Consider the following 22996-nt stretch of genomic DNA (forward strand, 5'->3'; position numbering starts at 1 on the left):
CCCAAGGAGACGGACAGTTTTTTCATATATACAACTTTGCCATATCACCGCGCAGCCCCCAAAAAAAATCTTGCAGCTCCATCCCTACCACACACATATCAACAGACCGCCCATTAAAAGCCGACAAGCAAAACAAAGCAAAACAAAGAAATTAGGCATCCGGAATAAATTATAATTATTTTTAATTCCATTGCTAAGTAATTTTCACTAACTTTGCACTTTCAAAACCGAAATCAGTTCTATCATTTTAAATCAGATAAGAATAAAATCAGTCATGTCTGACAACAAACGTATCAAAACCGCACTCATTTCAGTCTTTTACAAAGACGGACTGGAAGAAATTCTTTCATTACTCCACGCTGACGGCGTGAAATTCCTCTCAACCGGCGGCACCCGCTCATTCATCGAAGGCTTAGGCTACGAGTGTGAAGCAGTCGAAGACCTCACAGGTTACCCGTCGATACTCGGCGGTCGAGTAAAAACACTCCATCCCAAAGTATTCGGAGGCATCCTCAACCGTCGCGACAACGAAGGAGACCGCGGCCAGATAGCCCAATATGAAATTCCTGAAATCGACCTGGTGATCGTTGACCTCTACCCCTTCCGTGCCACCGTTGCATCCGGAGCCCCCGAAGCCGACATCATCGAAAAGATCGACATAGGCGGAATCTCGCTCATCCGTGCAGCCGCCAAGAACTATAACGACGTCATCATCGTAGCCTCGAAAGCCCAATACAAACCTCTGGCCGAAATGCTCAAGCGCAACGGCAAAGCCGAATCATCGCTTGCTGAACGCCGCTGGTTCGCCGCTCAGGCATTCGCAGTCTCTTCCGGCTATGACACCGATATCTTCAACTACTTCGCATCGACTGAAGTTGAATCGCCGATCGAACACACCGATGAACTCCGCATAGCGTTTGACGACGCAAAGCAGATGCGCTACGGCGAGAATCCCCATCAGAAAGGCACATTTTTCGGTGACTTCGACGCAATGTTCACCCAGCTCCACGGCAAAGAGATCTCCTACAACAACCTTCTCGACATTGACGCAGCCGTAACTCTGATTTCAGAATTCACCGAACCGACATTCGCAGTGCTCAAACACAACAACGCCTGCGGTCTCGCAACCCGTCCTACCATAGCCGAAGCCTGGAAAGACGCTCTTGCCGGTGACCCTGTCAGCGCATTCGGCGGAGTGCTCATCACAAACGGCACTGTCGATGCTGCCGCAGCTGAAGAAATCAACAAAATCTTCTTCGAGGTCATCATAGCCCCCGCCTATACAGATGACGCGCTCGAAATCCTCAAGCAGAAGAAGAACCGCATCATCCTGATCATCAAGAAGCCTCTTGACACAACCCGCCAGTTCCGTTCTATCCTCAACGGCGCCCTCGTGCAGGACCGCGACCTTAAGATCGAGACTGTTGAAGATCTCAAGCAGGTTACAGAGAAAGCCATCACCCCCGAACAGGCTGCAGACCTCCTCTTCGCCAACAAGATCGTCAAGAATTCGAAGAGCAACGCAATCGTGCTCGCCAAAAACGGCATGCTTCTGGCAAGCGGCGTAGGCCAGACTTCACGTGTCGACGCCCTCAAGCAGGCCATCGAAAAAGCGCGCTCGTTCGGCTTTGACCTCCACGGTGCAGTCATGGCCTCTGACGCCTTCTTCCCCTTCCCCGACTGCGTGGAGATTGCCGGCGAAGCTGGTGTGACAGCAGTCGTACATCCCGGCGGCTCGATCCGCGATCAGGAGAGCGTAGACTACTGCAACGCCCACGGAATCGCAATGGCCATCACCGGATTCCGCCATTTCAAGCACTAATCAGACTGACACAACTGACAACACATGGGATTATTTTCATTCACCAAGGAAATCGCGATTGACCTCGGAACGGCCAATACGATTATCATACACAATGACAAGATTGTCATTGACGAACCCTCGATCGTAGCGTTGGAAAAGCGCACCGGCAAGCTCATAGCTGTGGGACGCGAAGCCAAACTCATGCAGGGTAAAGAAAATGACGGCATAGAGACCATCCGCCCGCTCCGCAAAGGCGTTATAGCCAACTTCAACGCTGCGGAAATGATGATTCGCGGCCTTATCAAGAAAGCAAGCTCCAAGAGCAACTGGTTCTCCCCCTCCATGAAGATGGTGGTCGGAATTCCTTCAGGCTCGACTGAAGTTGAGATCCGCGCCGTACGCGACTCATCGGAACACGCCGGCGGACGCGACGTCTACATGATCTATGAACCGATGGCAGCAGCCCTCGGTATAGGCATCGATGTGCTCGCCCCCCAGGGCAACATGATCGTCGACATAGGCGGCGGTACAACCGAAATCGCCGTCATCTCGCTCGGAGGCATCGTCTCAAACAAGAGCATACAGGTGGCAGGCGATGACCTGACAGACGACATCATGGAACACATGAGCCGAGTTCACAACGTCAAGGTGGGCGAACGTACAGCGGAGCAGATCAAGATCCACGTAGGCTCAGCCCTCACCGAACTTGAAAATCCGCCGGAAGACTTCATTGTCCACGGTCCCAACAAGATGACCGCCCTTCCGATGGAAGTACCCGTCAGCTATCAGGAAATCTCCCACTGTATCGAGAAATCAATCTCGCGCATCGAGGCCGCCGTACTTCAGGCTCTCGACGAGACTCCGCCGGAACTCTACTCCGACATTGTCATGAACGGCATCTTCCTTGCAGGCGGCGGCGCAATGCTCCGCGGTCTTGACAAGCGCCTCACCGACAAGATCGGTATCCAGTTCCACATTGCCGAAGATCCGCTTCTCGCAGTGGCCAAGGGAACCGGCGTGGCACTCAAGAATATCGAGACATTCTCCTTCCTGATCCGCTAAACAGACTGAGAAGAATTGAGCGAGCTACTAAAGTTTTTCGTCAAATACAGTTCATGGTTCCTGTTTGCCGCCTATCTGGTGGCAGGTTGCGCACTACTGTTCTCGCGCAACCCCTATCAGCACCATGTCTATCTGTCGTCGGCCAACTCGATCGCTTCGGCCGTCTACAAGACGACCAACAACGTCACCTCCTACTTCTCTCTGCGCGACATCAACGAAGATCTGCAGCACCGCAACTCCGACCTTGAGCTTGAAATCTACAAACTCAAGGAAGTGATACGCGGCTATCAGCAGCAGATCTATGCCGACACGATGACCGTTGACTCAGCCCTCACCCGCTATCAGTTCCTGATCGCCCACGTGATCAACAACTCCATCAACCACTCCCACAACTATATAACTATAGAAAAAGGACGGCTTGACGGAGTGGAACCGGAGATGGGAGTCATGGACCAGAACGGCATTGTCGGGATTGTCAACGTTGTGGGCGATCACACGGCGCGTCTCATCTCAGTGCTCAACCCCTATCTGCGCCTTTCCTGCAAGGTCAAAGGCGAGGATCAGGTAGGTTCGCTGGTCTGGGACGGACGCGATCCGGGCGAAGCGATACTCGAAGAGCTGCCCAAACACGCCAAATTCGTGAAAGGCGACACTATTGTCACCTCAGGCTACTCTTCGGTGTTCCCCGAAGGAGTTCCCGTAGGCACGATCCTATCAGGATCGCGCGACCGCGAGGACAACTTCTACACACTGCGAATCAAACTGTTCACAGACTTCTCCACCCTCTCTACCGTCCGCGTTATCCGCGACAAGATGAAAGACGAGCTCAAGACCGTGGAGAAAGAACTTGAAATCAAAAACGTCAACTGAAAAACCGCCGCCGGATTCCCCCGTTTCAGAGAATCCGGCGGAGGAATTTCATAAAAAAACAAGCGCTACGTGAGCAAAACGGTGCTTCAGTTCATATTGTTGGGATTCATCCTCGTGCTGGCGCAGGTGATAGTGTTCAACCACATCTGCCTTTTCAACGTGGCTGTGCCGCTGGTATTCATCTACCTGCTGGTGCGACTGCCTATCACCCTGTCGGTCAACTGGATGCTTACAATCGGATTTTTCCTTGGCCTGATAGTCGACATCTTCTCCGACACATACGGAATGAATACCCTCGCCTGCACTATCGAGGCAATGATGCGCAAGCCGATCCTGCGTCTCTATGTGCCCCGCGAGGAAGACCTCACCCGTCCTGAACCTTCGATGTATTCTCTCGGAACAGCCACATACCTGAAATATCTGCTCACATTGACGCTGCTCTATTGCAGCCTCATATTCCTTATCGAAGCATTCACATTCTTCAATCCCGTCAGACTGCTGCTGCGCATAGTCTTCAGCACCATTCTCTCAATGGCTCTCATGATCGGGATTGACAGTTTCATGACACCACAAAGTGAGAAAAGATTATAATCTCGAAAAAAGGCGCTATATCATCAGCGGTTTTATCGTGGTTATAGCCCTTATATACATAGCACGTCTTGTCAGTCTGCAGGTACTGGACTCGAAATATAAAGAATATGCCGACTCCAACGCATTTCTGCGCAAGGCGGTCTACCCATCGCGCGGCATAATCTATGACCGCGACGGCCGCCTGGTGGTCTACAACCAGCCGGCCTATGATGTGATGATGATTCCGCGTGACGTCAAGGAGTTCGACACCCTCGATTTCTGCCGCGCCATCAACATCACGCCCGAAGATCTGCGCAAACGCTTCATCGACATGAAAGACAAGCGCCGCAATCCGGGCTATTCGTCATATTCGCCGCAACGGCTTCTTACCCACCTCAGCGCCGAGGAATACGGACGCCTGCAGGAAAAACTCTACCGCTTTCCGGGTTTTTATATCCAGAAAAGAATTCTGCGCGAATATAATTACCGCACAGCAGCAAATGTGCTGGGCAACATCCGCGAAGTGGCGCAGAAAGACATTGACAAAGATCCGTATTACATGCCCGGCGACTATATAGGTGACATCGGCATTGAGCACACTTATGAAGAATATCTCCGTGGCAGCAAAGGGGCCGAGGTGCTGATGCGCGATGCTCTCGGACGAATTCAGGGACGCTACGAAGACGGAGCGCTCGACCGCGATGCCGTGGCCGGAAAAAACATCAAACTGTCGCTCAACATCGAACTTCAGCAATATGCCGAATCTCTGATGGTCAACAAAAAAGGTGCCGTGGTGGCGATCGAGCCCTCAACGGGCGAGATCCTCTGTCTTGTGTCAGCACCCTCTTACGACCCGCGTCTGCTCGTTGGCCGCGAGCGCGGAAAGAACTACAACGAAATGATGCGCGACCTTGACAAACCGCTTTTCAACCGCGCGATCCAGGCCGTCTATCCTCCGGGCTCTACCTTCAAGCCTACACAGGGTCTTATTTTACTTGAAGAGAACATCATCACCACCGGAACAATGTTTCCTTGTGCCCACGGTTTCATTTCAGGAGGTCTTAGAGTCGGCTGCCACGGCCACGGCTCTCCCCTGCCTCTGAAACCGGCTCTCCAGACATCGTGCAACGCATATTTCTGTTGGGGGTTCAAGGCTATGATCGACAAGCGGAGCAAATATGGCTCGTCAGCCAATGCATTCGAAATCTGGAAAAACCACCTCGTCTCAATGGGCTACGGCTACAAACTCGGCATTGACCTGCCCGGCGAATACCGAGGCTACATACCAAATTCCAAAACCTATAACGGATATTACGGTGAAGGTCACTGGAGCGCCAACACTATTATCTCGGTTTCTATCGGCCAGGGAGAGATCCTTGCAACACCGCTGCAGATAGCCAACCTTGCAGCCACCATAGCCAACCGCGGTCATTTCATCACGCCCCATGTAGTCAAGGAGATACAGGACACTGTGATGCCCGCCCAGTATCTTGAAAAGCATACGCCGACTATCGCAGCCCACTGGTATAACGACATTGCCGAAGGTATGCGAATGGCCGTCACCGGCGGTACATGCCGCATAGCCAACCTTTCTGACATCGAAGTCTGCGGCAAAACCGGTACGGCTCAGAACCCCCACGGACGCGACCACTCGGCATTCATGGGCTTCGCTCCTTATCACGACCCGAAGATCGCCATTGCGGTCTATGTGGAGAACGCAGGATTCGGTGCCACGTTCGGTGTGCCGATCGGCTCGCTCGTCATGGAGCGCTATCTGCGCGGCTACATTCCTCCGGAGCGCAAATATCTTGAGGAACGCATGCTGCAGTCCAACACCATTCAATTTGCCGGCACCAAAAAGCATTGATCGACCGGCAGCTCTACATATCCCACCACTTACCATATCCACATATTTTCAATAAACTATTAAAAATAGACCAAGGTGCAGCAAAAGGAAAACAGCGGTTCGGTATTGAAACAGGTTGACTGGTTCACAGTCATCCTATATCTAATACTTGTAATGGCAGGCATGGTGAGCATCTATGCCGCGAGCTATGATTTCGACCATGCGAATATGCTCAGTTTCACCGAGTTTTCCGGCAAGCAGTTTAGATGGATAGGGCTCTCGCTCGTGTTGGGTCTCGTACTGCTGCTGATAGATGTCAGAGTCTATGAGAATTATGCCTATGTCATCTACGGCACAGTGTTGCTATTGCTGCTGATCACCATATTCATAGCGCCTAACACAAAGGGATCTCATTCATGGCTTGTGCTCGGCCCGATGAGTCTGCAGCCGGCTGAATTCGGCAAATTCTCCACTGCTCTGTGCCTTGCCAAACTCTTTTCAAGCTACAACTTCGTCCTCAATGCCTCGCGTAAGAACTATATGCTCGCATTGATGATAATATTCATGCCCGTGATCCTGATTCTTGCCCAGAACGAAACCGGATCGGCGCTGGTCTATCTCTCATTGTTTTTTGTACTCTACCGCGAGGGAATGAGCGGACTGGTGCTGCTTGCTGCATTGTGTGCGGTTACATTTTTCGTGGTAGCGGTGAAGTTCACCGGCTCCATGCTCCTCGGCATTCCCTCAGGTCAGGCAGCGGTCTTCATCATGATCATGGTGCTGATAGTGGCTATGCTCGCTGTCTACTGCAAGGAATTCACAGCTGCCCGCAATGTGTTTCTCTGGTTTGCAGGCACCGGCATCGCAGTCACCGTGCTTGAGATATGCGGGGTGGAAGTTCCGGGTACAATCTTTTTCATAGCTGTGATCATGGCGGCCCTGGCCTACTGCGTGCTGCTGATGTTCAAAACCACAGCCCGCAAACTTGTCATAACAGTGGCGACAGCCCTGTCCGCCATTGTATTTCTGTTTTCCGTGAATTATGCCTTCACTTCCATCCTCCAGCGCCACCAGCAGATGAGAATCAAGGTGGCACTTGGCATGGAAGAAGATCTCCGTGGAGCCGGCTATAACGTCAATCAGTCGAAAATAGCCATCGGTTCAGGCGGCTTGTGGGGCAAAGGTTTCCTTAACGGTACACAGACCAAGCTAAAATATGTGCCTGAACAGCACACGGACTTCATTTTCTGCACCGTGGGCGAAGAGGAAGGCCTCTGGGGATCGGCAACAGTGATACTTCTGTTCCTTATACTGATTCTCAGGATAATTAATATTGCAGAGCGGCAGCCTACGGTGTTCGGGCGCGTCTATGCCTATTGTGTGGCGAGCTATCTGATTTTCCACATATCGATTAATATCGGCATGGTCATCGGGCTGTGTCCGGTCATCGGCATCCCGCTACCCTTCTTCAGCTATGGAGGTTCATCGCTGTGGGGATTTACTTTCCTCCTTTTTATATTGCTGCGTATTGATGCCTCACGCCGTGAACGCTCGTTTTAACATTTTTTAATTACCGGGGGGGGTGATTTTTTGTCGTAACTTTGTAACTCCGTCAGCATGCCCGGCATCTAACGTCACACATACATACGAATCCATAATTCGAAATCATACACATAACAAGCCAAATGTTACGTCAACAGCTATCAGTTATCTTTATCACAGCCTCATCACTACTTGTGTCGTCCCAGCAACAGCAGTCCGACACCATCGCCACCCAGGAGCTGCAGGAAATCGTCATCCAGGCGCCAAAAGTATTGCGCAAATCAGATATGGATGTGTTATATCCGTCAGTGAGCGCCATCGAGCATTCAAAAAACGGCCTGCAGATGCTTAAAAATCTGATGATCCCCACACTCACCGTCAATGAGGCTCTCTCAAGCGTGACATCATCAGGCCAAAGCGTTCAGGTCCGGATCAACGGCCGCGAGGCAAGCCTTGATCAGGTACGCAATCTCTTGCCTGAGACTATAAAGCGGGTGGAATGGATAGATAATCCCGGACTGAGATACAAAGGAGCCAACGCTGTGCTCAACTTCATAGTGATAAACCCTTCTGCCGGCGGTTCGCTTATGACCCAGGCGATGCCGGCGCTGAACTGCTCGTGGGGACAATACAATGCCGGCCTAAAGCTTAACAACGGCCGATCGCAATTCGGGATGAGCGCCAATTTCAAGCTGACCAACAAGGTGGAAATGCACCGCGAATATCACGAAGTGTTCACTTACCCCGACGGCCAGACTCTGACACGCACTGAAACGCCTACCCGCGGATATATGGACGCCACTTTCGGAGGTCTTCAGCTTGACTACAGCTACATAAAGCCTGACACGACAGTACTGTGGGTGGCAGTCCACGGCTACAAGGCATGGCCTGAGACCAGCCTCTATGAAGGGCTGCTTTCTCTCAGCAACTCTCCAGATGCCATACTGCTGCATGACTACAACTCAAAAAAAGGCTTCACACCAAGTTTCCAGGCCTATCTGGAACAGCATTTCGTCCGTGACCAGCTCATTGCCATTGACTTCAACGGCTCTCTCTATAACGGCCGCACCACTCACAACTACAACGAGCGCAATGCTGCCACAGAGAATCAGCTTACTGATGTCAACACTCGGATACGCGACTGTAACCAAGCCTACGGCATCGAGGCTAACTATATCAAAAACTGGAAAAATTCACGCCTGACAGCCGGAGTTTCATATACGGCCAACCGCAACCGCTCAACCTATGAAAATCTCGGCGGAGCCATCTTCCACCAGAGCCAAGACAAGGTATACTTCTTCGGAGAGTATTTCCAGCGCATCAAAAACGTCACCCTTACAGCCGGTCTCGGCGCCCAATACACATCGTTTCTCTTCAAAGAAACAGACCAGGGTAACTCAAGCTGGAACCTGCGGCCTCAGTTCACAGCCACTTACCGGCTCAATGAAAGCTCACAGTTCAGACTGAATTTCACTACCTGGCAATCCGCTCCGACTCTCGCGCAGACCAACGTGGCTCCGCAGCAGATTGACGGCTTCCAGTGGCTCGTAGGCAATCCACACCTCAAGACCTCGTCGTCATACATGCTGACGCTGCGCTATAATTTCACTTTCCCGAAAGTGATGGGCACCTTCGGCATCAGAGCCTTCACAAGCCCTGACGCTATCACTCCCTGCTTTGAATGGAGCGAAGACCGTCTGATAAAGTCATACGAAAACAGCCGCGGCCTGAAAAATCTGAGTTTCTATCTCTCGCCGCAAGTGGAAATCATACCGGAATGGCTGAATGTCAGCGGGACGATACAGTATCGCGCCGAACAGATGCGCGGACGCGACTACCGGCTCCACAACCATGACTGGAGCGGCGATGTCACAGCCATGCTGCAACACTGGGACTTTACCCTCACAGCCCAGTATCAGAAAGCCCAGCGTGACCTCTGGGGCGAATCCATCACCTGGGGCGAATCTCTGTCAATACTCGCTCTGAGCTATGAATGGCGTCTGTGGGAGTTCACAGCCGGAGCCATATGCCCGTTCACAAAATATGACCGCGGTTCGAAATCACTTAACAAATACAACACCAATTCAACCCACATCAGGCTTGACATGGCTCCGATGCCATTCATCCAGGTGCGTTACAACATCCAATGGGGACATCAGAAACGTGGCGCCCGCAAGATTGTCAATGCCGATGCCAGTGTAGACCAGTCATCAGCCGGCAGCCGATAAGGCCTGGCGAAACCTCTCAACTTATATCATACCACTGCTCAGATACTCTACATCTTCACAAAAACAAGTAAGTCCCGCAGACCGGCCGGCAATCGGCTTTGGGTCTGCGGGACTCGTTTCATTTGTCTTCTTAATAACAGACAGTCTTATGCCTCGCCATCAATACGGACATCTTCGAAGTCTTCCTTGATGTTGGGGTCTTCGAGACCGTAGTGGTGTATGGCGTTCATTGATTTGAGAATGATACCGAAAATCAGTGCAAGTACGCCGAGTGAAGCGAAGCAACACATCGGCACAGTGTAGTTGTACTGCAAGGGATCAGTGATGCCAGGGTTAGACCATGTGATGACCTTGCCGATAATGATGGGCACAAATGCCAGACCGATATTCTGCACCCAGAAAATCAGAGAATAGGCACTACCAAGGAAACGCTTGTCCATGATCTTGGGCACTGAGGGCCACAGAGCCGCAGGCACAAGCGAAAACGAAATGCCGAGAACGACGATAGCCGAGTAGGTTATAAGCTCGCTCTGAGTTGTCGGAACAACGAATGCGAAAGTCAGGTGGCAGACAATCATCAGTATCGCGCCAAGAATGAGCATGCTCGCGCCTTTGCCCTTACGGTCAAGGAAATAACCGAGGAAGGGAGTAAGCACAGCAGCTCCGATCGGGAACCAGCGGAAAATATCGGAAGCCTGGGTCTCGGAGATGCCGAGGTTGCACTGAAGCATATTGGCCGCATAACGCTGGAAGGGGAAGATGGCCGAGTAGTAGAGCACACAGAGCATGGCGATGATCCAGAAGAGTTTGCTGCCGAAGATGGCGCCTACGTCAGAAAGTTTGAACTCTTCGTCGGAAGCGGCTTCTTCAACCTTGGCAGCACCCATTTCCTTGTCAAGTTTCGAGTCCATGAAGGTGAACACTATGAAGCAGAGCAGGCCTATGCAGAGGAGAGCCGAGCAGAAAGCCACGGGCACTACCACTGTCGGAGATGCCGACCAGTCGGCCAAACGGGGCGAGATAGTGAAGATGAAGAACACGCCCACACGCGCGATAGCCATTTCAAGACCCATCGCGAGAGCCATTTCCTTGCCTTCAAACCATTTGGCAAGAGTCTTGGAAACAGTGATACCGGCCATTTCGCAGCCACAGCCAAAGATCATGAAGCCGAGAGCGGCAAGCTTGGCGCTGCCGGGCATGGCGGTCCACCATGAACCGAGCCACTGGTCAAGGGCTGTGCCCTGGAATGCATCGCTGATGGCATAGAGCTTGATGAAAGCTCCGATCACCATGAGGGAAGCAGAAAGTGTACCGGTGAAGCGGACTCCCATCTTGTCGAGGATGATGCCGGCGAGAATCAGGAAGCCGAAGACATTGAGGATATACTCGGCTCCGGCATAATAACCGAATGCATCGGGCGACCATCCGCGCTGGGTCTGGACAAGTGACTGCAGGGGCGACATCACATCGACAAACATGTAGGCGAACAGCATCATCGACGCCACAAGCGCCAGAGCTGTCCAGCGAGCCCATGCCTTGTCAGAAAGCAGCTGACGCACAGGCTGAACGACATTTTGATTTAAATTTTCCATTGATAAGTATGTGATTTTAATTAAATTATCTGCATCAGGCGCAACTGACAGTCTCGGCAGACCGCAGCGAAAGTGCATGTTAAGCATTACAAAATTACGCAAAATAATGGGAAATCAGAATTTAAATTGTAATTTCGTGGCAAAATATCCTACACACGTTTCACCACCACAACCCTAATTCCTACTATGCTTGTACGTCAACGCTACGATCTCGACCGGACAGTCAGACTTCTGATCAACTGTGTACTGTTTGTCGGACTGATCTGGCTGGTCAACATACTTAAAGGAGTGTTACTCCCCTTCTGCGTAGGCTGTCTGATAGCCTACCTGCTTGAGCCGTTCGTCCAGTTCAACCGTCAGTTGCTAAATCTCAAAGGACGAACCATAGCAACATTCGTCACTCTGTTCGAAATGACTTTTTTCTTCATCGTGCTCTGCTATCTGCTGGTCCCGATGATTGTACGAGAGTCAAGCCAGATGGCCGGACTTATCAAAGCCTATGCCGCCACAGACCTCAAAATACCGTTCGTGCCGGAAGAACTTCATGAATTCCTCAGAAAAAACGTAAACTTCGAACTTATAGCCCGGAAACTCTCCCACGAGGAATGGATGAAAATGATCGAAGAGGGCTTCTCAGCCTCCTGGCAGGTGATCACCGGCTCGATCTCGCTTGTCATGAGCCTCTTCAGCTGGATCATAGTATTCCTGTATGTGGTCTTCATCATGCTTGATTATGAAAAAATATCGTCAGGATTCAGGCGCATGGTCATGCCGAAATATCGCCGCATAGTCTTCAAGATCGGCCATGACGTGAAAATCTCGATGAACCACTATTTCCGCGGACAGGCGCTTGTAGCCTTCATCGTCGGCATTCTCTTCAGCATCGGATTCCTCATAATAGGACTGCCAATGGCCATAGTGCTCGGCATGTTCATCGGTTTGCTCAACATGGTGCCCTATCTCCAGCTCGTGTCACTCATCCCGGCCACACTTATATGTATAGTCGTGGCAGTCGGCGGAGAGATCGGCTTCTGGACACTGTTCTGGGAGATGATAGCCGTCTATTGCATCGTGCAGGCCATCCAGGATCTGGTGCTCACTCCAAAGATCATCGGAAAAGCCATGAGCATGAATCCGGCAATCATTTTTCTGTCTCTCTCCGTATGGGGAACACTCTTTGGAATGATCGGGCTGATCATAGCTCTCCCCCTCACCACCCTCGTCCTCGCCTACTATGACGAATATTTTATACGTCCTCATGAAAAAAAGCGCAGAAACCGAAAGAAGGTTGCAGAGCTGCCTGAAGCCCCTAAAAGCTAAAATATTTAACAAACGAGGATCAAAACAGCAATTTTAAGTTAACATAGGTTAATTTTATGGCAAACATTTGGAAGTTTAAAAATAACTCCCTACCTTTGCATCGCTTTTGAGAAACAAAGCAACGCTTTTGAAAGATAATCGGGGTGTAGCTCAGTTGGTTAGAGTACGCGTCTGGGGGGCGTGAGGTCGCTAGTTCGAGTCTAGTCACCCCGACAAAAGCAAGAGAAAACAGGTTTAGCTCAATAAGTTAAACCTGTTTTCCTTTAAACAGCCGGGACAAAAACGGGACACGCCGTCTCCGGCGCCCGAATCACGGGTCAGCGGATTTTTCCGGTGGGCGGAAGGGGAATGTCAAGAGTATAGAGTGGCCAGTTTGAACATAAAGAACTTGATGTCGCCGACACCTCGGAACTGTGTTCTGAACGCCTCGATTTTGCGATTTCAGCCCAATTCTACCACTCTGAATCATATTGAATAAACCGAATCTAAATTCTTTAACACTAATTAATATACTTACTACTGAAGTCATGAACTACCTTTCTATAGAGCAATCCATCAGTATTCTTCCACCAGAGTTCAAGAATATAGAAAAATACCCTGGAAGGAGACCAATCTATTCTTCTTCAATGGGAAATCTTTATTTCAGGGGCTCTAAAGATTTCGGATATAAACACAAGACGTGGTGGTATAGCATAGATCCGGAAGTAATAAAGAGTGAGAGAATCGCCTACATAGTTCTTGCTGCCGATACAAAAGGGATATTCCGGCTCAAGCCGAAAGCACGGTGCATATGTTAAATTGGGCAATTAGAAGTGTTAAATTTTTAGGCGTAGAGTTTGACTAATCGGAAGATGAAGAAGTCGCGGTCCCGGACACCACGCATTTGTGAGCGAAATATTTTGACTTTAGAGTTGAATGCCTCGGCAGAGGCATTGGTCGCACGACGACGGAAATAGTTCAGGATTGTTGGGGCGTGGTTCTTGAATGTTTTGATTACCGAGCGGAAGTTGTTGTTACCCAATGCCATTACCTTTTCATACCACTTGTTCATCCTCCCCATGGCTTTTGTCGGTGAGATTTTAGCGTTGAAAATCTTGCGCAGCTCCATCGCAAGGCTGTATGCAGCCTTCAATATTGGATAGTATTTGAACAGTATGTTGACACGATGGCGCTGTATGTCAGTCCATTTGTTCTGCGACATCATCAGAGTGTGTTTGCTGCGAGCCAGTATCTGGCGCATGGTCTCTCCGTTGGAGTACGTTACCGGCGGTTCGGACTTGTTGCGGTTGTTTTCCTCTGCGATGAGCTGTCGGCGAATGTCAATGCGGATTTCGTCAACGGCCTCATTATAGACCTGTTGGACATGAAAACGGTCGTTGACTACATGGGCGTTATAGAACACTTCTGCGGCTATGAGCATCATTGATGGCGAGAGATCGCAGGTCACTTCCTTGACCCTGCGTCTGATTGATTTCTCCATAGCTCCGATGAGTATGGATATAATTTCGTCACTCTTTGTTCCGGGAATGGCTGCCGCAAGTGTTCCCTTGCCTCCGTGGCCGTCCTTGTTGGTCAGGAACGTCCATACCTCCCCGTTGCTCAGACACGTCTCATCAAGACTCATGTAAGGGCCGATATTATCGGCGTTGAAATAGAACCCACAGCCAAGCTCCTGTTCGCACCAGTCGGCGTAACCGCTTATCTTATTGCGGTACAAGTCGGCAAAATGTTTGCCGTTGACGCAGTACATCTGCGCTATCTGTTTAATCGACAGGGCTGTCGTCTCCACCTTCGTCTTTTAAAAAAGCCACGAACTCGGCGCTGAGTCGTGTTCCTTCCTCGTTGGGAAGTTCGAGATTGTAGCTGAAGATTTCGTTGGTCTGCCTGTCCCACCACTTGTTCTTGCGCATGTGAAGAAATACAGGCCGTCCACGCATCGGATAGTCCTGTATTGTTACATAATCCGTATAGCCTCGCGCTACGATATTTGGATTACGATAGTCTTCATCAGACAGTTTCTTCTTTTCGTCAAGCCATATGTCATAGGACTGTTCCGTGCGCTCGAAGCGCACCATTTCAAATAGTTCGTCCATGCCCTCGGGCAGGCACATCCATATTGCATCTGCGGTTTTCATGCCACAAATTTAACACTTTTCTCAAAATTCATGCACCGTGCTTTCGGCTTGACCCGATATTCCTCATTCCATCAAGTATATTTTTTGCATATAGACACCGACATCCAGTGGGAGCGGTAAAAGGCGGACGGGAAGACTTCACAATCTTACGCAACGATAATCGCTACATTAGGCACGAAGCAAAATGCGAAGATGAAGATATTACAAGATACTTTATCCCTAACCCTGAAAACCATGTTAATGTTGTAAAATAATCCAGTTCAAGGTTAAGTTTATGATATTACTTGCAGCGCGGGTCGGAATGGACTGTAAAAAAAGATGGAGATAAGATTTCTTCTATATACTTTGCATCTGATAGTAGATTTTCATCCAGCCTCAGTACACGTAGCACACACCTCCAAAAGACCACCAATCCACCTAAACGCCAAAAGAGCTGCAAATCTATGATTTGCAGCTCTTTTGCGGAGAGAACGAGATTCGAACTCGTGGTAGGATTGCTCCTACGTCAGTTTAGCAAACTGGTGGTTTCAGCCACTCACCCATCTCTCCAGGTGCTTGTTGAATTGTTTTACACTTAGTTAAAAGTGTCTCACTTTCTCTAAAGCGTTGCAAAGGTAGATATTTTCTGCGAACTATCCAAATTTTGCAGCAACTTTTTTATTTTATTTTTCACGACCACTTGTTTCACCCTACTGCGTAGACTTTAACAATCAGGGCATTGAATGTTATAATCATCCACATTCAATGCCCTGATAATACCTTACAGCAATTGTCGCCCGTCCGCAGCCACTTCCGCCTTAGAATTCCGAGGAGAAGTGGAAACGGATTTTGGGGAAGTCATTCTGGGCCATCTGGAGCACGTAGCCGGAGTCGGCGAGGAATACGTCGCGACCCTCTTTGTCGACAGCCATGAACTGATGCTTGCGTTTTTTAAAAGCTGCAAGCGCTTCGGCATCGTCACTCTCGATCCAGCAGGCCTTGTAGAGCGATATTGGTTCCCAACGACACTGCGCGCCATATTCGTGGAGCAGACGATATTGTATGACTTCAAACTGGAGTTGTCCGACAGTTCCGATGATCTTACGGCCGTTGAACTGGTTGACAAACAGCTGTGCGACGCCCTCATCCATCAGCTGCTGTATGCCCTTGTCAAGCTGCTTGGCCTTCATTGGGTCGGAATTCTCTATATATTTGAACATCTCTGGCGAGAAACTCGGAAGGCCCTTGAAATGCAGAGTCTCTCCGGATGTCAGAGTGTCGCCGATTTTGAAGTTGCCGGTATCGGGAATACCGACAATGTCACCGGGATATGCCTCGTCGACAATATTCTTTTTCTGTGCCATGAAGGCAGTCGGGGCTGCAAATTTCATGGTCTTGCCGGATCTTACATGCTTGTAGGGAGCATTGCGTTCAAACTTTCCAGAGCATACTTTGACAAAAGCAATGCAGGAACGGTGATTTGGGTCCATGTTGGCATGAATCTTGAACACGAAACCCGAAAAGCCCTCTTCGTCAGGATTGATGGCACGTTCTTCGGCATTGACCGGACGGGGAGAAGGAGCGATTTTCACAAAACAGTCCAGAAGTTCCTTCACACCGAAAGTATTCAGCGCCGAGCCAAAGAACACCGGAGCCACTTTGCCTTCGAGATAGGCTTCGGTGTCGAATTCGGGATAAACGCCCTCGATTAACTCCAGGTCTTCGCGAAGCTTGGCGGCATCAGTCTCCCCTACCGCTTCGTCGACACGCGGATCTGTGACGGAATCAATTTCGACACGCTCGCTGACACGCTGCTTGTCGGGGGTAAAGAGATCCAGAGAATGCTCAAAAATATTGTAGACTCCCTTGAACTTCGCACCTATATTTATAGGCCATGACAGCGGGCGCACGCTGATCTTCAGTTCGCTCTCAAGTTCGTCGAGAATATCAAACGGATCGCGGCCCTCGCGGTCGAGTTTGTTGACAAAGATAATCACCGGAGTGTTACGCATACGGCATACCTCCATGAGCTTACGGGTCTGCTGTTCGACACCTTTGGCAACGTCGACCACTATGATCACACTGTCTACCGCTGTCAAGGTGCGGTAAGTATCCTCCGCGAAATCCTGGTGACCGGGAGTGTCAAGAATGTTGATCTTATAATCACCGTAGTTGAAACCCATTACCGAGGTTGCCACAGAGATGCCGCGCTGCTTTTCGATTTCCATCCAGTCGGAAGTCGCAGTCTTCTTGATTTTATTTGACTTTACGGCACCTGCCACATGGATCGCCCCACCGAAAAGCAGAAGTTTTTCAGTGAGCGTTGTTTTACCTGCGTCAGGGTGTGAAATGATTGCAAACGTGCGTCTGCGGGCTATTTCGTCGGTAAGAGACATGGGTTTATTGTTTTTTATGATTTTATGGTGCAAAGTTACGATTTTTTTTCCGAGTTGAGAAGTTTTTCCCGACGCTGAAAAAGGGTCAGAAATCAAGCCGTCTGAACGATGCGCGAGCTTTGGCCTTATTGACAAGGTCGAAATGCCACCACTCTGTGCGGATGGTGTGAAATCCGGCCGAGGTCATGACACGACGCAGGAGCAGACGGTTCTGCCGCTCGGTCTCACTGATTACGCCACGCCTTACCAGCGCTTCCTCGGCATCGATATTCGCTTCCGGACCAAGATGGTCAACCGGAGTTCCCATAGGAAGTTCACGCTCCTCCTGATCGACAATGGTTATATCAACCGCCAGTCCATAGTTATGCAGACCGCCGCCTCTGGCCGGGTTGGCCACATAATTTGCCTTGGGGGTTCCGCTGACAGCTCTAAACATCCGGCGCTGGACGCTCATCGGACGGGCGGCATCCTTGATCAGCAACCGATGACCCGGACTGATCCTGCCAAGCTCAGCCTGCGCCCGCACTACCGCCGCAGCCGCTTCCGGTTGCAGATAAGCCCGCTCAAGGCCATCGGTGTAGAGCAACACGCCCGTAAAATTATCCTCTCTCGCATACATCAGACTTACACATATGGTTGAATCAAGACCCGCCACATCGACAAGTCCATGATCCTTAAGTTTTTGTTCGAGCGTCAGCGGCGACGGTCTCGATTGTGAATGTAAGCACATAACAGACAGAGATAAAAGAATCGCAATAATAAGAAATCTAAGAAATCCGGATTGTTTCATGGCCGCAAAAATATGAAAAATCCTTAAATCATGACCGTGTTTTGTGCGAAAACATTACTTTTGCAAGTCATAACCCTGCAAGATGATCATTACGACACCTAAAATACATATGCTCCGGCGCCTGTTGCTCCTATTGATGCTCATCACCGTCACGACACAGGTCAGCGGACAGATCAACACCGAGCAGGTGTTGCGGATCGGCGCCAACACCCACTACTTTGAAGACTACGTGCTTTCGATCCAATATTTCAACCAAGTCATAAGCGTCAACCCATCCCAGGCCAAGCCTTATTTCTACCGTGCTGTGGCCAAGCTCAACCTTGATGACTTCCGCGGAGCTGAAGAAGATGCCACTCTCGCGCTTGAACGCAACCCGTTCATCACCGAAGCCTATGAAGTCAGAGGTGTGGCTCGACAAAACCAAGGCAAAAACGCCGAAGCCATAGCCGACTATGACCGCGCGCTTGAAATGCAGCCCGAAAACAGCAGCATAATCTTCAATAAAGCCATAGCCCAGCATGAAAACCGCGACACAGTCGGAGCGAAAACCACCTTCAGCCATCTCATCAGACGCTTTCCGAAATTCGAAGAAGGCTATCTGGGCCGAGCGCGCCTGCGCCTGGAGATGAAAGACACGATCGGAGCAAAAGCCGACATAGACCACGCGCTCTCACTCAACTCCAATGCAGTCAACGCCTACCTCCTACGTGCCGATATAGCCATCCATTCAGGCAAAGACTTCAAAAGCGCCCTCGCAGACATGGACAAAGCCGTGAAACTGCGTCCTGAAGCCGCCGGATTTTATATTAACCGCGCCTATCTGCGTTACATGAACGACGATATCCACGGAGCCTTCGAAGACTATGATCGTGCGATCGGGCTCGAACCCGCCAACACCGCAGCTATATTCAACCGCGGCCTGCTCCGTGCCGAAGTCCATGACACCAACCGTGCCATCGATGACTTCTCTCGTGTGCTCGACCTTGACTGCGAGGACTACAAGACGCTCTACAACCGCGCCATACTCCTTTCAGAAATCGGGTCGTTCGAAGCTGCATTGGCCGATCTCGACAAAGTGATCGAAGCCTTTCCGGACTTTGCCGGAGCCTACTTTCTGCGATACGACATCAAACGCCGCAAGGGAGACAGCCGTTCGGCCCAAAAAGACTACGACAAATCAATGGCTCTGGCCAAGACCACCGTCCAGCTGACACCTGACAAGCAATTCAGTGGATCGGCATATTCCGGTTCCGCGAAAACCGACAAATCCAACACCTCGACAGCCGGCGACAAGGTCTCCGCGGCAACCCAAAGCACCACACAGCCGAAAAGCGAGACCATAACGGAAACACAGGAGCAGGTGAAACGCAGATTCTCGTCACTCACCACCGTGCGCAGCAACTATTCAGCAGAAAAAGATTACTCGACAGCTGACATTCGCGGAAAAGTCCAGGACAAAGACATGGCCGTAGAACTTGAGCCGCCGTTCATGCTGACCTACTACACCTCGCCCAACGAGATCAACCCAAGCAGCGAATACATCCGTGAGGTCGATGAAATAAACTCCCTGGGGCTACTGCGCTTCGTCCTACAGGTTGCCGGACACCCTGCACAGCTGCCAATGTATGAACTTGAAGGCCCGCACCGCCAGTCGATCAGCTACTACAACTCCTACATGGCCGGACATGCCCCCCGCGCCATCGACTACTTCGGCCGTGCTATGGATCTCATAGCGCTCAAAGACTATGACCGCGCCATAGCCGACCTCAACGAAGCCGCCAGACTCACTCCCGACTTTGCGCTCGCCTATCTGTTGCGAGCCCAGGCAAGATACGAGACAGTCAAAGCCACATCCGAACCGGGCAAAGCACTGTCGCGCAGCGGCATCATGGAAGCTATAGTCGATCTTGACGAAACCCTGCGCCACTCACCGTTCATGCCCGTAGCCTATTATAATAAAGGTGTACTGCTGGCAGAATGCGGCAGCTACGTCGAAGCCATCGAAGCCCTCACCCGCGCCATAGAGCTGAAACCGGTCTTCGGAGAAGCCTATTATAACCGCGGATTCGTCTATCTGTCTCTCGGTGACAAAAGCTCAGCCCTCCCCGATCTCAGCCGGGCCGGCGAGCTCGGAATCGTAGCCGCCTACCCGCTTCTCAAACGCATGAAGTGAGCGAAGGGCATAAAACCAGACCTATTTGCTTGCCGGACACTATGATTTACGGCAACTAAGCCAGTCTGGCAACCGTTTTGGTATCACAATGCTTTGATGTGAATTTTTTTTTGTAAATTTGCGCAAAATACTCCTATCGAATTATCACATACACAACATTTAAAATATGAAAGTCTTAAAGTTTGGAGGAACTTCTGTAGGATCAGCCGAAAGAATCCGCCACGTAGCAGACCTCGTCAGCGCAAGAGGTAAAAACATCATCGTTCTTTCAGCCATGTCAGGCACAACCAACTCTCTGGTTGAGATCTCGGACTATCTCTACAAAAAAAACACCAACGGAGCCAAGGAAACGATCAACCTCCTCGAATCGAAGTATCTCAAGACAATCGCCTCTCTCTACGACCGCCATGAGAGCCGCGAAAAAGCACTCAAAGAGATAAAGGCCTGCTTCAACTACATCCGCTCGTTCACCCAGCGCGAGACTTTCGGACCGACTGAAGAAAAAATCATCCTTGCCCAGGGCGAGATCATGAGTGTGGCCATGATGACCATCCTGCTCAACGAGCGCGGTCTCTACGCCGAAGCCCTCCCCGCCCTTGACTTTATGAAAACAGGCCAGAACGGAGAGCCTGACATGCAGCACATAGCTCTGCATCTCCAGCCGCTGCTTGACAAATATGTCGATGCCGACATTTTTGTGACCCAGGGATTTATCTGCCGCAACTCGACCGGCGAGATCGACAACCTGCAGCGTGGCGGCTCGGACTACACCGCATCGCTCATCGGCGCAGCCATCGAAGCTGACGAGATCGAAATCTGGACCGACATCGATGGTATGCACAACAACGACCCGCGCTTCGTGGAAGGCACCAAGCCCGTCAACGAGCTCCACTACGAAGAAGCATCCGAGCTGGCCTACTTCGGCGCCAAGATCCTCCACCCCACCTGTGTGCTCCCCGCCAAGGTCAACAACATACCTGTGCGCCTGCTCAACACACTTGAACCGGAAGCTCACGGCACTCTGATCTACAACAACATAACCGAACCGTCAATCAAAGCCGTCGCAGCCAAAGACAATGTGGTCGCCATCAAGATCAAAAGCTCCCGCATGCTTCTGGCCTACGGCTACCTGACACGCGTGTTCGAGACATTCGAAAAATACCGCACCCCGATTGACATGATCGCCACTTCTGAAGTAGGCGTCTCACTGACAATCGACTCCGAACGCTTCCTGCCGGAAATCATTGACGAGCTCAAGAAGTTCGGCACCGTGACCGTTGACAAGGACATGGTCATCATCTGTGTTGTAGGCAACATGGAGTGGACCAACACCGGCTATGAGGCAAAAGCGATGGAAGCTCTTGCCGACATCCCCGTGCGCATGATCTCCTACGGCGGTTCAAACTACAACATCTCGTTCCTCGTCCGCAGCTGCGACAAAGTCGAGGCTCTCAAACGCCTCAGTGAAAAACTTTTCAGCTAAAGACCGCACACCTAATTAAAGAGATCAGACAGAAAAAACATGACACGTTTCCCCATAGAGGAATTTTCAAGCCTCAAAACACCGTTCTATTTCTACGACCTGCGTCTGCTCGAACGCACTGTCAAGGAGATCCGCCGTACCGCCCGTGATCCCCGCTTCAAAGTCCACTATGCCATCAAGGCCAACGCCAACCCCGGCATACTGCGCACCATCCAGGCCGCAGGATTCGGAGTGGACTGCGTCAGCGGCTGGGAAATCGAGGCAGCGATCGAAGCCGGATTCCGCGGCGACCGCATCGTGTTTGCCGGCGTAGGCAAAAGCGATCCTGAAATCCGCTCTGCTCTTGAAGCAGATATCGAATGCTTCAACGTAGAGTCAGAACCGGAACTGAGAGTCATCAGCGAAATTGCAGCCGAGATGGGCAAGACAGCACGTGTGGCAATCCGCGTCAACCCCAATATCGACGCCCACACCCATGCCTATATCACTACAGGGCTGGCCGAAAACAAGTTTGGCATCAATCTTGAACAGCTCGACTCGATTATAGGCCTCGCCAAAAGCCTGCCCGCCATCGACCTCAAAGGTCTGCATTTCCACATCGGATCGCAGATCACTGAGACAGAACCCTTTGTGATGCTCTGCGAGACCATCAACCGCCTGCAGGACGAATATGAACAGAAAGGTGTCAAATTCAGCCTTATCAACGTTGGCGGCGGTCTCGGTATTGACTACGCACACCCCGAACGCCACCCGATCCCCGACTTCGAAGCCTACTTCACCACCTTCCACAACCATCTGCGCCTGCGCCCGGATCAGGAACTCCATTTCGAACTCGGCCGCTCGGTGGTGGCACAGTGCGGATCGCTGATCACCCGTGTGCTCTACATCAAGGAAGGCACAAGCAAACGTTTCGCCATAGTCGATGCCGGAATGAGCGATCTCATCCGTCCGGCCCTCTACAGCGCGCACCACAAAATCGAAAACATCTCAAACCCCAACGGCGAACTCCACCACTACGACGTGGTAGGACCGATCTGCGAATCCTCAGACCGTTTTGGCGAAAGCGAAACCCTGCCTGAAGTAAAGCGAGGCGATCTGCTCGCACTCCGTTCTGCCGGTGCCTATGGCGAGATCATGGCCTCACGCTATAATTGCCGCCCCTTCCCCCACTCCTATTTTTCAGAAAACTAATTCCCTGAAAAGCCA

The 22996-nt window shown here is 51.0% G+C and carries 17 protein-coding genes and 2 tRNA genes; 13 read left to right on the forward strand and 6 right to left on the reverse strand.

Going from position 1 to position 22996, the window contains the following annotated elements:
- Positions 1-274: 274 nt before the first annotated feature.
- The 7 genes from purH (at position 275) to E7745_RS11250 (ending at position 9922) form a co-directional block, all read left to right on the forward strand.
- Entirely contained in the window at positions 275-1822 is a 1548-nt protein-coding gene (gene purH, locus E7745_RS11220; protein ID WP_107031000.1) for a bifunctional phosphoribosylaminoimidazolecarboxamide formyltransferase/IMP cyclohydrolase, read from the forward strand.
- A 24-nt stretch (positions 1823-1846) separates the two neighbouring features.
- Entirely contained in the window at positions 1847-2866 is a 1020-nt protein-coding gene (locus E7745_RS11225) for a rod shape-determining protein (RefSeq protein WP_107030999.1), read from the forward strand.
- A gap of 15 nt (positions 2867-2881) precedes the next feature.
- Entirely contained in the window at positions 2882-3736 is an 855-nt protein-coding gene (mreC, locus tag E7745_RS11230) for a rod shape-determining protein MreC (protein WP_107030998.1), read from the forward strand.
- Positions 3737-3817: 81 nt separating this feature from the next.
- Positions 3818-4327, forward strand: coding sequence for a rod shape-determining protein MreD (locus E7745_RS11235; RefSeq protein WP_124075477.1), 510 nt, complete (start codon positions 3818-3820; stop codon positions 4325-4327).
- A complete protein-coding gene (gene mrdA, locus E7745_RS11240; protein ID WP_107030996.1) occupies positions 4311-6173 on the forward strand; it encodes a penicillin-binding protein 2 in 1863 nt (620 codons plus the stop codon). The genes E7745_RS11235 and mrdA overlap by 17 nt, the downstream gene beginning before the upstream one ends.
- Before the next feature lie 75 nt (positions 6174-6248).
- Positions 6249-7712 (forward strand): rod shape-determining protein RodA, encoded by a 1464-nt coding sequence (rodA, locus tag E7745_RS11245; RefSeq protein WP_240597544.1) that lies wholly within the window; start codon positions 6249-6251, stop codon positions 7710-7712.
- A gap of 125 nt (positions 7713-7837) precedes the next feature.
- Positions 7838-9922 carry a hypothetical protein gene (locus E7745_RS11250; protein WP_124075478.1) on the forward strand — a complete coding sequence of 695 codons (2085 nt, stop codon included), beginning with the start codon at positions 7838-7840 and terminating at the stop codon, positions 9920-9922.
- Positions 9923-10068: 146 nt separating this feature from the next.
- Here E7745_RS11250 and E7745_RS11255 read toward each other — a convergent pair whose 3' ends face one another.
- Positions 10069-11514 (reverse strand): MFS transporter, encoded by a 1446-nt coding sequence (locus E7745_RS11255; RefSeq protein WP_240740299.1) that lies wholly within the window; start codon positions 11512-11514, stop codon positions 10069-10071.
- 186 nt (positions 11515-11700) lie between these two features.
- On the opposite strand from E7745_RS11255, the gene E7745_RS11260 reads away from it, so the two are divergent.
- The 3 genes from E7745_RS11260 (at position 11701) to E7745_RS11270 (ending at position 13631) form a co-directional block, all read left to right on the forward strand.
- Positions 11701-12834 (forward strand): AI-2E family transporter, encoded by a 1134-nt coding sequence (locus E7745_RS11260; RefSeq protein ID WP_123398761.1) that lies wholly within the window; start codon positions 11701-11703, stop codon positions 12832-12834.
- A gap of 139 nt (positions 12835-12973) precedes the next feature.
- A tRNA-Pro gene (locus E7745_RS11265) sits at positions 12974-13047 on the forward strand.
- Positions 13048-13361: 314 nt separating this feature from the next.
- The gene (locus E7745_RS11270) at positions 13362-13631 is read left to right on the forward strand and encodes a hypothetical protein (protein ID WP_136408839.1); all 270 of its coding nucleotides are present in this window, start codon (positions 13362-13364) and stop codon (positions 13629-13631) included.
- A 26-nt stretch (positions 13632-13657) separates the two neighbouring features.
- Here E7745_RS11270 and E7745_RS11275 read toward each other — a convergent pair whose 3' ends face one another.
- The 5 genes from E7745_RS11275 to E7745_RS11295 form a co-directional block, all read right to left on the reverse strand.
- Positions 13658-14623 carry a transposase gene (locus E7745_RS11275; protein WP_240740261.1) on the reverse strand — a complete coding sequence of 322 codons (966 nt, stop codon included), beginning with the start codon at positions 14621-14623 and terminating at the stop codon, positions 13658-13660.
- Positions 14598-14969 carry a transposase family protein gene (locus E7745_RS11280; RefSeq protein ID WP_107037111.1) on the reverse strand — a complete coding sequence of 124 codons (372 nt, stop codon included), beginning with the start codon at positions 14967-14969 and terminating at the stop codon, positions 14598-14600. Before E7745_RS11280 ends, E7745_RS11275 begins: the two co-directional genes overlap by 26 nt.
- A gap of 462 nt (positions 14970-15431) precedes the next feature.
- Positions 15432-15518, reverse strand: a tRNA-Ser gene (locus E7745_RS11285).
- A 248-nt stretch (positions 15519-15766) separates the two neighbouring features.
- On the reverse strand, positions 15767-17344 hold the full coding sequence (locus E7745_RS11290; RefSeq protein ID WP_107030992.1) for a peptide chain release factor 3: 1578 nt from the start codon (positions 17342-17344) through the stop codon (positions 15767-15769).
- Between the two features lie 85 nt (positions 17345-17429).
- On the reverse strand, positions 17430-18074 hold the full coding sequence (locus E7745_RS11295) for a M15 family metallopeptidase (RefSeq protein WP_240740300.1): 645 nt from the start codon (positions 18072-18074) through the stop codon (positions 17430-17432).
- Between the two features lie 142 nt (positions 18075-18216).
- On the opposite strand from E7745_RS11295, the gene E7745_RS11300 reads away from it, so the two are divergent.
- From E7745_RS11300 to lysA, 3 genes are all read left to right on the forward strand, one after another.
- On the forward strand, positions 18217-20307 hold the full coding sequence (locus E7745_RS11300; RefSeq protein ID WP_136408841.1) for a tetratricopeptide repeat protein: 2091 nt from the start codon (positions 18217-18219) through the stop codon (positions 20305-20307).
- 166 nt (positions 20308-20473) lie between these two features.
- A complete protein-coding gene (locus E7745_RS11305) occupies positions 20474-21790 on the forward strand; it encodes an aspartate kinase (RefSeq protein WP_107030989.1) in 1317 nt (438 codons plus the stop codon).
- Positions 21791-21829: 39 nt separating this feature from the next.
- The gene (gene lysA / locus E7745_RS11310; protein ID WP_107030988.1) at positions 21830-22981 is read left to right on the forward strand and encodes a diaminopimelate decarboxylase; all 1152 of its coding nucleotides are present in this window, start codon (positions 21830-21832) and stop codon (positions 22979-22981) included.
- Positions 22982-22996: the final 15 nt, after the last annotated feature.

Origin of the sequence: Duncaniella sp. C9, assembly GCF_004803935.1 — a bacterium.
GTDB classification, from domain to species: domain Bacteria; phylum Bacteroidota; class Bacteroidia; order Bacteroidales; family Muribaculaceae; genus Duncaniella; species Duncaniella muris.

Bases quoted from the DNA above. Each gene is read 5' to 3' on its own strand.
- E7745_RS11255 (WP_240740299.1), bottom strand. From the start codon at position 11,514: ATGGAAAATTTAAATCAAAATGTCGTTCAGCCTGTGCGTCAGCTGCTT.
- E7745_RS11260 (WP_123398761.1), top strand. From the start codon at position 11,701: ATGCTTGTACGTCAACGCTACGATCTCGACCGGACAGTCAGACTTCTG.
- E7745_RS11290 (WP_107030992.1), bottom strand. From the start codon at position 17,344: ATGTCTCTTACCGACGAAATAGCCCGCAGACGCACGTTTGCAATCATT.
- E7745_RS11305 (WP_107030989.1), top strand. From the start codon at position 20,474: ATGAAAGTCTTAAAGTTTGGAGGAACTTCTGTAGGATCAGCCGAAAGA.
- E7745_RS11270 (WP_136408839.1), top strand. From the start codon at position 13,362: ATGAACTACCTTTCTATAGAGCAATCCATCAGTATTCTTCCACCAGAG.
- E7745_RS11225 (WP_107030999.1), top strand. From the start codon at position 1,847: ATGGGATTATTTTCATTCACCAAGGAAATCGCGATTGACCTCGGAACG.
- E7745_RS11250 (WP_124075478.1), top strand. From the start codon at position 7,838: ATGTTACGTCAACAGCTATCAGTTATCTTTATCACAGCCTCATCACTA.
- purH (WP_107031000.1), top strand. From the start codon at position 275: ATGTCTGACAACAAACGTATCAAAACCGCACTCATTTCAGTCTTTTAC.
- E7745_RS11300 (WP_136408841.1), top strand. From the start codon at position 18,217: ATGATCATTACGACACCTAAAATACATATGCTCCGGCGCCTGTTGCTC.
- E7745_RS11295 (WP_240740300.1), bottom strand. From the start codon at position 18,074: ATGTGCTTACATTCACAATCGAGACCGTCGCCGCTGACGCTCGAACAA.
- E7745_RS11280 (WP_107037111.1), bottom strand. From the start codon at position 14,969: ATGAAAACCGCAGATGCAATATGGATGTGCCTGCCCGAGGGCATGGAC.
- lysA (WP_107030988.1), top strand. From the start codon at position 21,830: ATGACACGTTTCCCCATAGAGGAATTTTCAAGCCTCAAAACACCGTTC.